The following is a 13966-nucleotide window of genomic DNA, read 5'->3' as shown; positions in this document are numbered from 1 at the left end:
AGGTGAACAATGAATAATTGGTTTAAAGTAGGTAAAATTGTTAATACACATGGGATTAAAGGTGAAGTACGCATTATCTCAACCACAGATTTTGCAGATGAACGCTACGAAGTAGGAAACAAACTTTATTTGTTCCAAGAAAAGCAAACTGAACCTGTTGAGGTAGTTGTGGCTACGCATAGAAAGCATAAAAATTTTGACCTTGTATCATTTGAAGGGTATCCAAATGTAAATGACGTTGAGAAATTTAAGAACAGCATGGTGAAAGTATCGGAAGATCAATTGTCTGAGCTTGAAGACGGTGAGTTTTATTTTCATGAAATTATTGGCTGCATTGTTAAAACGGAAGAAGGTCAAGAGCTTGGGAAGATAAAAGAAATCTTAGTTCCTGGTGCGAATGATGTGTGGGTTGTAAAAGGAAAAGATGGAAAAGAGATTTTAATTCCTTATATCGACGCAGTTGTTCAGGAGATTGATGTTGAGAATAAAGAAATTATTATTACAGTAATGGAAGGGTTATTAGACTGATGAAGATTGATGTCCTGTCTTTATTTCCTTCAATGTTTGAAGGAGTGTTTGGTGAATCCATTTTAAAAAAAGCGCAAGAAAAGCAAGCCGTAGAGTTAAACGTGGTAAATTTTAGAGAATACTCAGCGAATAAGCATCAAAATGTTGATGACTATCCGTATGGCGGCGGAGCAGGGATGGTATTAACACCTCAGCCAATTTTTGATGCGGTAGATGCGCTGACAAAAGACTCTAAGCCACGCGTTGTTTTACTGTGTCCACAAGGAGAGCGCTATACGCAAAAAAAAGCAGAAGAGCTAGCGCAAGAAGAGCATCTAATCTTTGTATGTGGTCACTATGAGGGATATGACGAGCGAATCCGTGAGCACGTTGTAACTGATGAGATTTCAATTGGTGATTATGTGTTAACCGGTGGAGAGCTAGGGGCAATGGTTGTAATTGACAGCGTAGTACGTCTATTGCCAGGCGTATTAGGGAATCAAGATTCGGCTGTAAAGGACTCGCATAGCACAGGGTTGTTAGAACACCCACATTATACACGTCCTGCTGATTTCAGAGGATTTAAGGTTCCTGATGTCTTAATGAGCGGTGACCATCAAAAAATTGCAGCATGGCGCGAAAAAGAGTCTCTCAAGCGAACGCTGCTAAGAAGGCCAGATATGCTAGAACAGCTTGAGCTTTCTTCACAGCAAAAGAAAATAATAGCTGAATTGCAAAATGAAGAAAGTGAATAAGACGAAGAGTTCCCAATGTGTTTTAAAAGATACAGAAAAATAATTTCTCTTATTGCATACGCCATGAGAGTGTGCTAAGATAAATCTTGTGGCTTGAGCTGATATGCTTTTGTCACTTATAACGGTGTTCCGCTGCAATGATCTATAAGCATTGTTATGAGCATCTGTTGGAAGGAGTTGAAACACGCGATGCAAAAATTAATCGAAGAAATTACAAAAGAACAACTTAAAACCGATCTTCCTACGTTCCGTCCTGGTGATACTGTACGTGTACACGTAAATATCGTTGAGGGTAGCCGTGAACGTGTTCAGGTATTTGAAGGTGTTGTTATCAAGCGTCGTGGTGGTGGTATCAGCGAAACATTTACAGTACGTAAGATTTCTTACGGTGTAGGTGTAGAGCGTACATTCCCACTTCATACGCCAAAAATTGCAAAAATCGAAGTAATGCGCCGTGGTAAAGTACGCCGTGCGAAACTTTATTACCTACGTGAATTACGTGGTAAAGCTGCGCGTATTAAAGAAATTCGATAATCGTGAAGGGGAGCTTGTTAAACAAGCTCCTTTTTTCAAATCTTTTTTTATAATTATTAGGTGTTTCAGTGACTTTCAGATACAATAAAAGATGTAGTATATAAAGGTTGGGGGACTGAGAATGGCCCGAGGAAAAAATGAATTTTTTGAATGGATTAAAGCCATTGCTATTGCTGTTTTATTAGCTGTAGTTATTCGCTACTTTTTATTTGCGCCGATTGTAGTAGATGGATTATCAATGATGCCAACTCTACATGATCAGAACCGCATGATTGTAAATAAGTTTTCGTATAAAATTGGGGATCCTGATCGTTTTGATATTATCGTCTTTCATGCAGATGAACAAAAGGACTACATAAAGCGAATTATTGGTCTACCGGGTGATCATATTGAATATCGTGATGATGTTTTATATGTGAACGGAAAGCCGTATGAAGAACCATATCTTGATGAATATAAAAAAGAAGTTATTGATGGTAACTTAACAGAAGATTTTACCCTAGAAGGTTTAACAGGTGAAGGAGAAGTACCTGAAGGCCATTTGTTTGTAATGGGAGATAATCGTCGCTACAGTAAGGATAGTAGACAAATTGGGTTTGTAAGTATGGATCAAGTACTTGGAAAGACAAGCTTAGTTTACTGGCCGCTATCTGAAGCTCGACTATCTAATTAAAAAATGTAGTAATTGATAAAAGGTGAGTAGAACATGACAATACAATGGTTTCCGGGACATATGGCGAAAGCGAGACGTCAAGTTACGGAAAAACTAAAATTAATTGATATTGTATATGAGCTAGTAGACGCTCGTATTCCACAATCATCAAGAAATCCAATGATTGATGAGATTATTGTAAATAAGCCTCGCATTGTCTTATTAAATAAAACAGATAAAGCGGATCCGCGCATGACAGAAGAATGGTTGCGTTACTATCGTGAACAGGGTGTACAAGCGTTAGCGATTGATGCACAGGCAGGAAAAGGGATGAAACAAATTGTCTCTTTATCAAAGGAAATTCTCCATGAAAAATTTGAGAGAATGAAAGCAAAAGGAATTAAAAAACCTCGTGCGATTCGAGCGATGATTGTTGGAATTCCCAACGTAGGAAAGTCTACGCTTATCAACCGCTTAGCAAGCAAAAAGATTGCCAAAACAGGAGATCGTCCTGGTGTGACTCAAGCACAGCAATGGATTAAAGTGGGAAGTGAGCTAGAGCTTTTAGATACGCCAGGAATTCTTTGGCCGAAGTTTGAAGATCAAACGGTAGGCTATAAATTAGCGACAACAGGTGCAATTAAAGATACAATCGTTAACATGCAGGACATTTGTGTTTATGCACTTCGCTTCCTTTCTCGCTATTATCCCGTTAATCTTAAAGAGCGTTATGGTCTTGAGGAGATACCAGAGGATATTGTTGAGCTTTTTGATGCGATTGCAGCAAAAAGAGGTTGTATTATGAGCGGTGGAATGGTTGATTATGATAAAACAGCCGAACTGGTGCTGAGAGAGATTCGAACGGATAAGCTAGGAATGCTAACGTTTGATGATCCAGCTGAGCTTTCGTCAGAAGAATAGGCTGTAAAAAAAGTTAAGGTCGCTTTTTACCTATGTAAGGTAAAGGCGGCTTTTTTATTGATTGAAAATAATAACAGAACAGTCGATATAGAAGGATAGTAAGGAGAGAGGAAAAGATGAAACTAAACATTAATGACATTAAGCAGGCGTTGCAAGCAATCGACAACCTTCAGGATCCCTTATTTGCGCAGTATGAGCAAGATGAGCGCAAGGGTGTACAACAAGCTGTTGTACAAAGAAAGAAACAAATACAAGCCTCTGAGAGCTTAAAAGAGCAATTCTATCAAATGTTAGCATATGAAAACAAACTGTATGACCAAGGCTTACAGTTTATTGCAGGAGTTGATGAAGTAGGGAGAGGACCTTTAGCAGGACCGGTAGTTGCCGCCGCAGTTATTTTGTCTAGGGACTTCTTTTTACCTGGATTAACAGATTCTAAAAAGTTATCAGAAGCCAAGAGAGAAGAGTTTTACGAACAGATTTGTCAGCAAGCAGTAGCAGTTGGTGTTGGAATTGTAGATGCAGCAACTATTGATAAATTAAATATCTATCAAGCAACGAAAAAAGCCATGTTAGAAGCAATCGAGGGATTATCTATTGAGCCTCAAGCCTTATTAATAGATGCTATGGAGTTGCCGCTTAATATTCCGCAGGAGTCTATCATTAAAGGTGATGCCACAAGCATTTCTATTGCAGCAAGCTCTGTGGTTGCAAAAGTGACAAGAGACCGAATGATGAAGGAACTAGCTTTAATTTATCCCGAATATGGATTTGAAAAGCATATGGGATATGGTACAAAGCAACACTTAGAGGCAATTGATACCTATGGAATTTTAAAGGAGCATCGCCGTTCTTTTGCACCTATTAAAGAGAAAATATAAGTGGTAAAGAGGGGGAAGAATGATGAAAATTTCAGGTTTTCAACAGCTTTTCTCAGCATCTAATCATAGTACCAGGTCGTTTACACTTACTGCTGGCGATCATGTTCTTGGACGGGTGCTCAAACTTTTTCCGAAACAAACAGCACTTTTAAAGCTCAACGGAATGACAATGGTAGGAAAATTGGAAGCCCCATTAATAGTTAGACAAAACTACTGGTTTCAAGTTACTTCGACAGAAGGAGAATTGCCGCACTTAAAAATGATTTCGCCCATCAAACAAGGTTCTGAATTAGTTGAATCATTAGTGCAAGAACTGAGAATTGAAGTGAATAAAGAGAGCAAAAAGTGGTTGTCTAATCTTGTAGAACAAGGACATGCGCTTACTAAAGAAAAGGTAAATAGCCTCGGTAATATTCTTGCAAAAGAGAGCTTGACAGAACAAACGAAGGAAATTCTAACCTATATGTTAAAGCTGCGTCTTCCCTTGTCTAAAGAAGTGTTCGATGCATTGAAAAATGTTATGGGAAGCAGCTCTTTTTCAAAAGAGTTACAAGCGATTAAAGAATATAATCCAAACTCAGGGCTTGGAAAGGTAATTGATTCAATCTTTTTTCAGTCTAGCGGTGCTCAAAATGAACCTTTTAAAAAAACATTCGTGAATTGGTTACAAGCGACGAATCATAACGAAAAAGCCTATCAAATGCTGCAACATTTGAATTTGTTTCCTAAGAGTAAAAGGGAAGAAGATGTATTAAGTGTAGCCTCACGCTTATTTACCTTACAGCAAAGCGAAGTGAAAGCTGTATTCTTAGCCAAGGTGCAAGAATCTTTTCGTGAAGGTTTTGACATGGTGCGTCAGCTATCACAAGAAGTGTACGAACAGGCTGGGGAGTATGAAGCATTCTCGAACGCATGGAAAGCAATTGACCAGTACTCTAATAGCGAGGTAATCAAACAACTAATGGGAGTACAGCGCTTAACAGCTTTCTTTCACGCGTTTGGATTATCACAAGAAGGTGGAGGAGCACTTCTGAACCTTTTAGCTTCAGAAGTCAAATCGGTCGACGATGCAGGTATTCGAGAGAAGATGGAGCTGCTTATATCTCGAATAACTGGTTTTCAACTTCTATCACAGGCCAATGGTCCACTGTCTAACTTCTACATGGAAGTTCCACTGTTAGTTGGCAAACAGTGGAGAGATGTTTCTATACAATGGAGTGGTCAAAGACAAGAAAACCAAGGGGTTAATCCTAATTATTGTCATATTTTGTTTTATGTGAACCTTGAAGCGTTACAAGACGTTGTCATTAGTGTAAATATCCAAAATCGAATCATTACTTTGCAGATAATAAATCAATATGCCGACCTGTTGAAAGAGAGCGGTGAAAAGTTTACAAAAAGCTTAGTAAAAAAGCTGGAAGAGTTGGATTACCAGCTATCAGGAGTTAGTTATCGTGCTTTGAAACAAGAAAGTTCAATTGAAAAGAAAATGTCTACATCGTCTTATTCGTATAGAGGAGGAGTTGACTTTTTGATATGAGCATAAATGATAGAAAACAAAAGGCGGTTGCGCTAACGTATAATCAAGAAAGAGATGAGGCGCCTAGGATCGTTGCCAAAGGAAGTGGAGAAGTTGCAAAGCGTATCATTGAACAGGCACAGGAGCATAACGTTCCTGTTCAAAAAGATGCTTCTTTAACCGAGCTAGTAAGCACGCTAACTATTCATGAAAAGATTCCAAGCGAGCTTTATGAAGTGGTGGCAGAGGTTTTTGCGTTTGTTTATCAGCTGGACCAAGAGATAAAGAAAAAATAATTTTCCAATTATTTTAATATTTTTTAATTGAATAGTAGACAACTAGACAATTATTTTTATACAATGAAAGCGCAGTCTATTTTATTGGTTGATTACGTTAGGAGGATGGGAAATGAATATCCATGAGTATCAAGGGAAAGAACTCCTAAGAAAATATGGAGTAGCAGTACCTAATGGTAAAGTAGCATATAGTGTAGAAGAAGCGGTTGAAGCTGCTAAAGAACTTGGATCTCAAGTTTCAGTTGTTAAAGCGCAAATCCATGCTGGGGGACGTGGAAAAGCGGGTGGTGTAAAAGTAGCGAAAAGCTTAGATGAAGTTCGTACATATGCACAAGATATTTTAGGTAAAACGCTCGTTACGCATCAAACAGGTCCAGAGGGGAAAGAAGTAAAGCGTTTACTTATTGAAGAAGGTTGCGATATTAAGAAAGAATACTACATTGGTTTAGTATTAGATCGCGCTACTTCTCAAGTTGTATTAATGGGTTCTGAAGAAGGTGGTACGGAGATTGAAGAGGTAGCGGAAGCAACTCCTGAAAAAATCTTCAAAGAATACATTGATCCAGCAATTGGTCTACAAGGTTTCCAAGCGCGTCGACTCGCGTTTAATATTAATATTCCAAAAGAATTAGTAGGTAAGGCAGTTAAATTTATGGCTGGTTTATATACTGTATTTGTTGAAAAAGATTGTTCAATCGCTGAAATCAACCCACTTGTTGTAACAGGCGATGGAAACGTAATGGCACTTGATGCGAAGCTAAACTTCGACTCAAATGCACTATATCGTCAAAAAGATATTTTAGAGTATCGCGATTTAGATGAAGAAGATGCGAAAGAAATTGAAGCGTCTAAATATGACCTAAGCTATATTTCATTAGATGGAAACATCGGTTGTATGGTAAACGGTGCTGGACTTGCTATGGCCACAATGGACATCATTAAGCACTATGGCGGAGACCCGGCTAACTTCCTTGATGTTGGGGGCGGCGCTACAGCTGAGAAAGTAACAGAAGCGTTCAAAATTATTCTATCTGACCAAAATGTAAAAGGGATTTTTGTTAACATCTTTGGTGGAATTATGAAGTGTGATGTAATTGCAACTGGTGTTGTAGAAGCGACAAAACAAGTTGGCTTAAGCTTACCATTAGTTGTGCGTTTAGAAGGAACAAACGTAGAGCTAGGTAAGAAGATTCTTCAAGAATCAGGGCTGAATATCACAGCAGCTGAGTCAATGGCAGACGGCGCACAAAAAATCGTTTCACTAGTGAAATAGAAAGGCTGGGGGATAGGAATGAGCGTATTTATTAATAAGGACACAAAAGTGATTGTACAAGGTATAACAGGCGGAGTAGGTCTTTTCCATACAACGCAGATGTTAGAGTACGGCACACAAATCGTCGGTGGTGTAACGCCAGGTAAAGGTGGTATGGAAGTTGAAGGCGTTCCCGTTTTTAATACGGTATTAGAAGCCAAAGAAAAAACAGGTGCTACAGCTTCTGTTGTTTACGTGCCACCTGCGTTCGCGGCTGATTCAATTATTGAAGCAGTTGATGCAGAGTTAGATCTTGTTATTTGTATCACAGAAGGTATTCCTGTATTAGATATGGTAAAAGTAAAGCGCTATATGGAAGGCAAAAAGACTAGACTTGTAGGACCAAACTGCCCAGGTGTTATTACGCCAGAAGAATGTAAAATTGGTATTATGCCAGGATATATTCACAAAAAAGGTCATGTTGGTGTCGTATCACGCTCTGGTACGTTAACATACGAAGCAGTACATCAACTTTCTGAAGCAGGAATTGGTCAATCAACAGCTGTTGGTATCGGTGGAGACCCGGTTAATGGTACAAACTTTATTGATGTTCTAAAAGCCTTCAATGAAGACGAAGAGACGTATGCTGTTATTATGATTGGTGAAATTGGTGGTACAGCTGAAGAAGAAGCTGCAGAATGGATTAAAGCAAACATGACAAAACCTGTTGTAGGGTTTATTGGTGGGCAAACAGCACCTCCAGGGAAACGTATGGGCCATGCTGGTGCCATTATTTCTGGTGGAAAAGGAACGGCTGCTGAAAAGATCAAAACAATGAATGAATGCGGTATCAAAGTCGCTGAAACGCCGTCTGTAATGGGTGAGACATTAATTAGTGTGTTAAAAGAACAAGGTTTATTAGAAAAATGTAAAACTCATTAAAGCATAAAAATGGTCCTCCTTGCTGAGGACTATTTTCTATGCCATAAAAGGAGTCGATGATATGGATGAGTTGCGCAAAAAAATAATTCACTTATCGCATTGTCAGCTATTGACTTGGAAGCAAATCTTTTCGTTTCTTCAGTATGATTCTTCTCTTCAACATCTGTACAATTATTCTCCGAATGACCTTCAGCAAATCCTTCAGGTTCCATTCAATCGAGCATGTCAAGTGAAAAAATATTTGCAAACTATTCCAATACAAGATATTCTAAATAAATATGAAGAGCAAAGTATTTACTGTATAACAATTATTGATGATGAATACCCCCATTTATTAAAAAATATCTATGATCCACCTTGGGTTTTGTTCTGTAAAGGAGATTTGTCATTATTTCAGTATAAAGATTGTTTAAGCGTGGTTGGAACAAGACAGCCTACTCAGTATGGATATGATGCTATACAATCGGTTTTAGCTCCGTTGCTTCATAATCAATTTGTAATTGTAAGCGGATTAGCTTTGGGTATTGACACAGCTGCTCATCAGCTAGCCATTGCTAAACAAGCAAAAACTATTGCAGTTTTAGGAAGTGGCTTTTATAATATCTATCCAAAGCATAATCTTCCATTAGCAAATGAAATTGCTCATAACCATTTATTGGTGTCAGAGTATCCGCCACCGACTAAACCAGCCAAGTGGCACTTTCCAAAGCGGAATCGAATTATTAGTGGCTTGACAAGTGGTACAGTTGTGGTTCAAGCTAAAGAGCGAAGTGGTTCATTTATTACAGCTGATCAAGCACTTCAACAAGGAAGGGAAGTATTTGCTATACCTGGCCCTATTACAGATGATGCTTCAAAAGGAGTAAACAAACTGATTCAAATGGGTGCGAAGCTTGTACAGAACCCTACAGATATAATAAGTGAATTACATCGATTCCAAAGTCATAGGTAATTTTTTATTTGGAAAGATGTATGATTTGTAAGATGAAAGAGTATTACTGAAACATAACGAAATTTAGAGAAAAGTATTTGATACAATATGATAAAAAAAAGATTAATTAATAATAATGAAGGTTTTATTTTACCTCTTGAGGAGGAGCAAATAGATGTCTGACTACCTAGTAATTGTAGAATCGCCTGCTAAGGCCAAAACAATTGAACGCTATTTAGGAAAAAAATATAAAGTGAAAGCATCGATGGGACATGTTCGTGATTTACCCAAAAGTCAAATGGGCATTGATACTGAACATAACTATAATCCAAAGTATATTACCATTCGTGGTAAGGGACCGGTACTGAAAGATTTAAAAACAGCAGCTAAAAAAGCGAAAAAGATTTATCTAGCAGCCGATCCAGATCGTGAAGGTGAAGCCATTGCATGGCACTTGGCTCATAGCCTAGATGTAGATATTGCATCAGACTGTCGCGTTGTATTTAATGAAATTACAAAAGATGCAATTAAAGAGTCTTTTAAACATCCACGTGCAATCAATATGGATTTAGTTGATGCGCAGCAAGCAAGACGTATTTTGGACCGATTAGTGGGATATAACATTAGTCCATTACTATGGAAGAAAGTGAAAAAAGGATTAAGCGCTGGACGTGTTCAATCGATTGCAGTACGCTTAATCATTGATCGTGAAAAAGAAATTACGGACTTTGAGCCGGAAGAGTATTGGACGGTACAAGCAACTTTCCAAAAAGATAACGATCAGTTTGAAGGATCGCTAATTGAGTACAAAGGGAAGAAAGCAAACCTTTCCAATGAAGAAGAAGTAAAAGCCATTCTTCAAACGATAGAAGGTAACGAGTTTAAGATTTCAAAAGTAACAAAAAAAGAAAGAAAACGAAATCCAGCTCCTTCCTTTACAACTTCTTCTCTTCAACAAGAAGCAGCACGAAAGCTGAATTTTAGAGCAAAGAAAACAATGATGATTGCTCAGCAGCTATACGAAGGTATTGATTTAGGGAAAGAAGGAACCGTTGGTTTAATTACGTACATGCGTACCGATTCAACCCGTATCTCTGAAACAGCGCAAGAAGAAGCAAAAGAGTACATTTTAAACGCATATGGCAATGACTATTTAGCACAAGAAAAGAAAAAAGAAAAGAAGCAAGCCAACTCACAAGATGCTCACGAAGCAATTCGTCCTACTTCGGCAATGCGTAAACCTGCAGATGTGAAGGAATTTTTATCAAGAGATCAGTTTCGTTTATACAAGCTTGTTTGGGAACGCTTCTTAGCAAGCCAAATGTCTTCGGCCGTAATGGATACAATGGCTGTTGATTTAAAAAATGGTGACGTAACGTTTCGAGCAAATGGGTCAAAAGTGAAGTTTCCTGGGTTTATGAAGCTATATGTAGAAGGTAGCGATGACCAAGTCGAAGAAAAAGAAAAGCAGCTTCCAAACTTAGAAGAAGGGGAAACAGCTTATTCAAAAGATATTGAGCCAAAGCAGCATTACACACAGCCACCACCGCGTTATACGGAAGCGAGATTAGTTAAAACGCTTGAAGAATTAGGGATAGGAAGACCATCCACCTATGCACCAACGCTTGATACGATTCAAAAACGCGGATATGTTGCTTTAGAGAACAAGCGCTTTGTACCAACGGAACTTGGTGGGATTGTGCTAGAACTTATTTTAGAATTTTTCCCTGAAATTTTAGATGTTGAATTCACAGCTAAAATGGAAACGGACCTTGATAAGGTGGAAGAAGGAAGCGTACAGTGGGTTAAGGTTATTGACGAATTTTATCGCGATTTTGAAAAGAGGCTTGAAAAAGCAGAAAAAGAAATGCGTGAAGTAGAGATCAAAGACGAACCTGCTGGAGAAGACTGTGAAGCTTGTGGATCACCAATGGTATTTAAAATGGGGCGCTATGGAAAGTTCATGGCATGTTCAAACTTTCCAGAATGTCGTAATACAAAGCCAATTGTCAAAGAAATTGGCGTAAAGTGCCCGACGTGTGAAGAAGGGAACATCGTAGAACGTAAGTCCAAGAAAAAACGTACTTTCTATGGCTGTGATCGTTTTCCAAGCTGTGAATTCATTTCTTGGGATAAGCCAATTGCTAGAAAGTGTCCAAAGTGTGAGAGCTTACTTGTAGAGAAAAAGCAGAAAAAAGGAACGCAAGTAGTTTGCACAAGCTGTGATTATAAGGAAGAAACGCAACAATAAGAAGCGCGGTTAGTTATTTAGAATAAATTGTAACGATGAATGATTGATTATTATGAAGGATATAAGTGCGACGACATGAGGTAGTGTGCTAAAATGGAAACGTTCTTAGCGACTCATTTACATGGCGTCGTATTTTTTTGAGAAAAAAGTAGCAGCGAGTGGAGATAAACGATTAAACAAACAGAAAAAAGGTATGTTATAATACTTCTTTGTTTGATATTTTAGTTGGAGGATTGAACATGACAGAACAAGTAATTAACGTAATTGGTGCTGGTCTTGCTGGAAGCGAGGCCGCTTGGCAAATTGCGAAAAGAGGATTAAAAGTAAGACTTTATGAAATGCGTCCGGTAAAGCAGACACCAGCGCATCATACAGATAAATTTGCTGAATTAGTATGTAGTAACTCACTTCGTGCCAATACTTTAACAAATGCAGTTGGAGTATTAAAAGAAGAGATGCGTAAGCTAGACTCAATTATTATTGAATCAGCAGATGCGTGCGCAGTTCCGGCAGGTGGCGCTTTAGCTGTAGATCGTCATGAGTTTGCAGCGCGCGTAACGGAAAGTGTAAAAAATCACCCGAATGTCGAAGTTGTACACGAAGAAATTACGGAAATTCCAAAAGGCCCAACAATTATTGCAACAGGTCCATTGACATCAAAAGATTTATCAGAACAGCTACGTACTTTAACAGGTGAAGACTATCTTTATTTTTATGACGCGGCGGCTCCAATCATTGAAAAAGACAGCATTGATATGGACAAGGTATATTTAAAATCACGTTATGATAAAGGTGAAGCAGCTTATTTAAACTGCCCAATGACAAAAGAAGAGTTTACGAAGTTTCACCAAGCATTAATTGATGCTGAAGTAGTACCTTTAAAAGAGTTCGAAAAGGAAATCTACTTTGAAGGTTGTATGCCAATTGAAGTAATGGCAGCGCGTGGAGAAAAAACGATGTTGTTTGGACCACTTAAGCCTGTAGGGTTAGAAGATCCCAAAACCGGTAAACGACCTTACGCTGTTGTACAATTACGCCAAGACGATGCAGCAGGAACGCTTTATAATATCGTTGGTTTCCAAACGCACTTAAAGTGGGGAGCTCAAAAAGAGGTATTAAGCTTAATTCCTGGCCTTGAAAATGCTGAAGTTGTTCGCTACGGAGTAATGCACCGCAATACGTTCATTAACTCTCCGAAACTACTTCGCCCAACTTACCAATATCGCGAACGTGAAGATTTGTTCTTTGCTGGTCAGATGACGGGAGTAGAAGGCTATGTTGAATCTGCTGCTAGCGGTCTAATGGCTGGAATGAATGCAGCCCGTTACGTTTTAGGAGAAGAGTTAGTTGTCCTACCTCAAGAAACAGCAATTGGAAGTATGGCTCACTATATTACGCATACAAACGCTAAAAATTTCCAGCCGATGAACGCAAACTTTGGCTTGTTTAAAGAGCTAGAAGTCCGTATTAAAAACAAAAAAGAGCGAAATGAAGCGCTCGCTACAAGAGCATTAGAAACTATTCAGAATTTTACAACAAAATAACGAAATTGTTTGCAAGGGCTACTGAATTGTGATAATATTTAGTAGCCCTTGTGAGGTGATATGAGTGGAATTTGTTAAAGTTTCTTTAAATTCCTTCCTAGAATATTTACAAATTGAAAAGAACTATTCACAATATACAGTTGATTGCTATAAAAAAGATATTGAGTCATTCATCTCTTTTTTAGAAGCAGAACAAATACAAAATTTACAAGATGTTACATATGCAGATGCAAGACTGTTTTTAACAAGGTTATATGAAAAGTCATATTCAAAAAAATCAATGTCGAGAAAGATTTCATGTTTACGAAGCCTTTATCGATATTTGTATCGTGAACAAATAGTGGTTGAAAATCCGTTTGCGCTTGTTTCATTGCCGAAAAAAGATCAGTATACGCCACGCTTTCTTTATGCGGAAGAGCTGATGAAACTGTTTGAGTTAAATGATCTTACTACGCCGCTTGGCCAGCGTAATCAAGCGCTCCTTGAATTAATGTATGCTACGGGAATTCGTGTGAGCGAATGCGCAGCCATTCAGCTTAGTGATATTGACTTTTCACTTCAAACGCTTCTTGTGCATGGAAAAGGAAAAAAACAGCGTTACGTTCCATTTGGTAAATATGCAAAAGACTCTCTTCATACATATATACAGAATGGGCGAGTGCAGTTGAAAAGCAAAAGCGCTACCAATACGAATGCGCTCTTTTTAAATAATCGCGGAACAACATTGACGGATAGAGGTATTCGCTTAGTTATTGAAAAACTCATGAATAAAACGGCAGAGAACATACATATTAGTCCTCACGTTTTACGTCATACCTTTGCTACGCATTTATTAAATGAAGGAGCCGACTTACGTACGGTTCAAGAGCTACTTGGTCATGAAAATTTATCCACAACTCAAATATATACGCATGTAACGAAGGATCGGTTAAAAACAGTATATATGAATCATCATCCTCGTGCATAGAAGGAGGAGTTAGT

Annotated in this window: 14 protein-coding genes; all 14 read left to right on the top strand. The window is 38.3% G+C overall.

Annotated elements, in window-relative coordinates; translation table 11 throughout:
• The first annotated feature begins 9 nt into the window (after window positions 1–9).
• Window positions 10–528: a ribosome maturation factor RimM gene (gene rimM / locus MKZ18_RS15390; RefSeq protein WP_061784591.1), complete on the top strand. Its 519-nt coding sequence runs from the start codon at window positions 10–12 to the stop codon at window positions 526–528.
• The gene (gene trmD / locus MKZ18_RS15385) at window positions 528–1262 is read left to right on the top strand and encodes a tRNA (guanosine(37)-N1)-methyltransferase TrmD (protein WP_025909008.1); all 735 of its coding nucleotides are present in this window, start codon (window positions 528–530) and stop codon (window positions 1260–1262) included. The genes rimM and trmD overlap by 1 nt, the downstream gene beginning before the upstream one ends.
• Window positions 1263–1451: 189 nt before the next feature.
• A complete protein-coding gene (gene rplS / locus MKZ18_RS15380) occupies window positions 1452–1796 on the top strand; it encodes a 50S ribosomal protein L19 (protein WP_025909007.1) in 345 nt (114 codons plus the stop codon).
• Window positions 1797–1917: 121 nt separating this feature from the next.
• On the top strand, window positions 1918–2469 hold the full coding sequence (gene lepB, locus MKZ18_RS15375; protein WP_025909006.1) for a signal peptidase I: 552 nt from the start codon (window positions 1918–1920) through the stop codon (window positions 2467–2469).
• Between the two features lie 33 nt (window positions 2470–2502).
• Window positions 2503–3369, top strand: a complete 867-nt coding sequence (gene ylqF / locus MKZ18_RS15370; RefSeq protein WP_061784590.1) for a ribosome biogenesis GTPase YlqF — start codon at window positions 2503–2505, stop codon at window positions 3367–3369.
• 116 nt (window positions 3370–3485) lie between these two features.
• Window positions 3486–4250, top strand: coding sequence for a ribonuclease HII (locus MKZ18_RS15365; protein ID WP_025909004.1), 765 nt, complete (start codon window positions 3486–3488; stop codon window positions 4248–4250).
• 19 nt (window positions 4251–4269) lie between these two features.
• Entirely contained in the window at window positions 4270–5790 is a 1521-nt protein-coding gene (locus MKZ18_RS15360) for a hypothetical protein (RefSeq protein WP_144593599.1), read from the top strand.
• Window positions 5787–6065 (top strand): EscU/YscU/HrcU family type III secretion system export apparatus switch protein, encoded by a 279-nt coding sequence (locus MKZ18_RS15355; RefSeq protein ID WP_025909002.1) that lies wholly within the window; start codon window positions 5787–5789, stop codon window positions 6063–6065. Before MKZ18_RS15360 ends, MKZ18_RS15355 begins: the two co-directional genes overlap by 4 nt.
• A gap of 112 nt (window positions 6066–6177) precedes the next feature.
• Window positions 6178–7338 (top strand): ADP-forming succinate--CoA ligase subunit beta, encoded by a 1161-nt coding sequence (gene sucC, locus MKZ18_RS15350; RefSeq protein ID WP_025909001.1) that lies wholly within the window; start codon window positions 6178–6180, stop codon window positions 7336–7338.
• Between the two features lie 18 nt (window positions 7339–7356).
• Window positions 7357–8259, top strand: coding sequence for a succinate--CoA ligase subunit alpha (sucD, locus tag MKZ18_RS15345; RefSeq protein ID WP_025909000.1), 903 nt, complete (start codon window positions 7357–7359; stop codon window positions 8257–8259).
• 61 nt (window positions 8260–8320) lie between these two features.
• Window positions 8321–9211, top strand: a complete 891-nt coding sequence (dprA, locus tag MKZ18_RS15340; RefSeq protein ID WP_061784588.1) for a DNA-processing protein DprA — start codon at window positions 8321–8323, stop codon at window positions 9209–9211.
• A gap of 154 nt (window positions 9212–9365) precedes the next feature.
• Window positions 9366–11441: a type I DNA topoisomerase gene (topA, locus tag MKZ18_RS15335; protein ID WP_061784587.1), complete on the top strand. Its 2076-nt coding sequence runs from the start codon at window positions 9366–9368 to the stop codon at window positions 11439–11441.
• Window positions 11442–11680: 239 nt separating this feature from the next.
• Window positions 11681–12985 carry an FADH(2)-oxidizing methylenetetrahydrofolate--tRNA-(uracil(54)-C(5))-methyltransferase TrmFO gene (gene trmFO / locus MKZ18_RS15330; protein WP_025908997.1) on the top strand — a complete coding sequence of 435 codons (1305 nt, stop codon included), beginning with the start codon at window positions 11681–11683 and terminating at the stop codon, window positions 12983–12985.
• Between the two features lie 64 nt (window positions 12986–13049).
• Window positions 13050–13952, top strand: coding sequence for a tyrosine recombinase XerC (xerC, locus tag MKZ18_RS15325; RefSeq protein WP_061784586.1), 903 nt, complete (start codon window positions 13050–13052; stop codon window positions 13950–13952).
• Window positions 13953–13966: the final 14 nt, after the last annotated feature.

Origin of the sequence: Priestia sp. FSL W8-0001 (assembly GCF_038050335.1) — a bacterium.
Classification (GTDB): Bacteria; Bacillota; Bacilli; order Bacillales; family Bacillaceae_H; genus Priestia; species Priestia flexa.
The sequence above is the reverse complement of the archived record's forward strand: the minus strand, read 5'-3'. Positions and strand labels throughout refer to the sequence as shown.

What these genes read in the sequence shown, in the direction of transcription:
- rimM (WP_061784591.1), top strand. Translation starts at nt 10, where the DNA reads ATGAATAATTGGTTTAAAGTAGGTAAAATTGTTAATACACATGGGATT.
- trmD (WP_025909008.1), top strand. Translation starts at nt 528, where the DNA reads ATGAAGATTGATGTCCTGTCTTTATTTCCTTCAATGTTTGAAGGAGTG.
- rplS (WP_025909007.1), top strand. Translation starts at nt 1,452, where the DNA reads ATGCAAAAATTAATCGAAGAAATTACAAAAGAACAACTTAAAACCGAT.
- lepB (WP_025909006.1), top strand. Translation starts at nt 1,918, where the DNA reads ATGGCCCGAGGAAAAAATGAATTTTTTGAATGGATTAAAGCCATTGCT.
- ylqF (WP_061784590.1), top strand. Translation starts at nt 2,503, where the DNA reads ATGACAATACAATGGTTTCCGGGACATATGGCGAAAGCGAGACGTCAA.
- MKZ18_RS15365 (WP_025909004.1), top strand. Translation starts at nt 3,486, where the DNA reads ATGAAACTAAACATTAATGACATTAAGCAGGCGTTGCAAGCAATCGAC.
- MKZ18_RS15360 (WP_144593599.1), top strand. Translation starts at nt 4,270, where the DNA reads ATGATGAAAATTTCAGGTTTTCAACAGCTTTTCTCAGCATCTAATCAT.
- MKZ18_RS15355 (WP_025909002.1), top strand. Translation starts at nt 5,787, where the DNA reads ATGAGCATAAATGATAGAAAACAAAAGGCGGTTGCGCTAACGTATAAT.
- sucC (WP_025909001.1), top strand. Translation starts at nt 6,178, where the DNA reads ATGAATATCCATGAGTATCAAGGGAAAGAACTCCTAAGAAAATATGGA.
- sucD (WP_025909000.1), top strand. Translation starts at nt 7,357, where the DNA reads ATGAGCGTATTTATTAATAAGGACACAAAAGTGATTGTACAAGGTATA.
- dprA (WP_061784588.1), top strand. Translation starts at nt 8,321, where the DNA reads ATGGATGAGTTGCGCAAAAAAATAATTCACTTATCGCATTGTCAGCTA.
- topA (WP_061784587.1), top strand. Translation starts at nt 9,366, where the DNA reads ATGTCTGACTACCTAGTAATTGTAGAATCGCCTGCTAAGGCCAAAACA.
- trmFO (WP_025908997.1), top strand. Translation starts at nt 11,681, where the DNA reads ATGACAGAACAAGTAATTAACGTAATTGGTGCTGGTCTTGCTGGAAGC.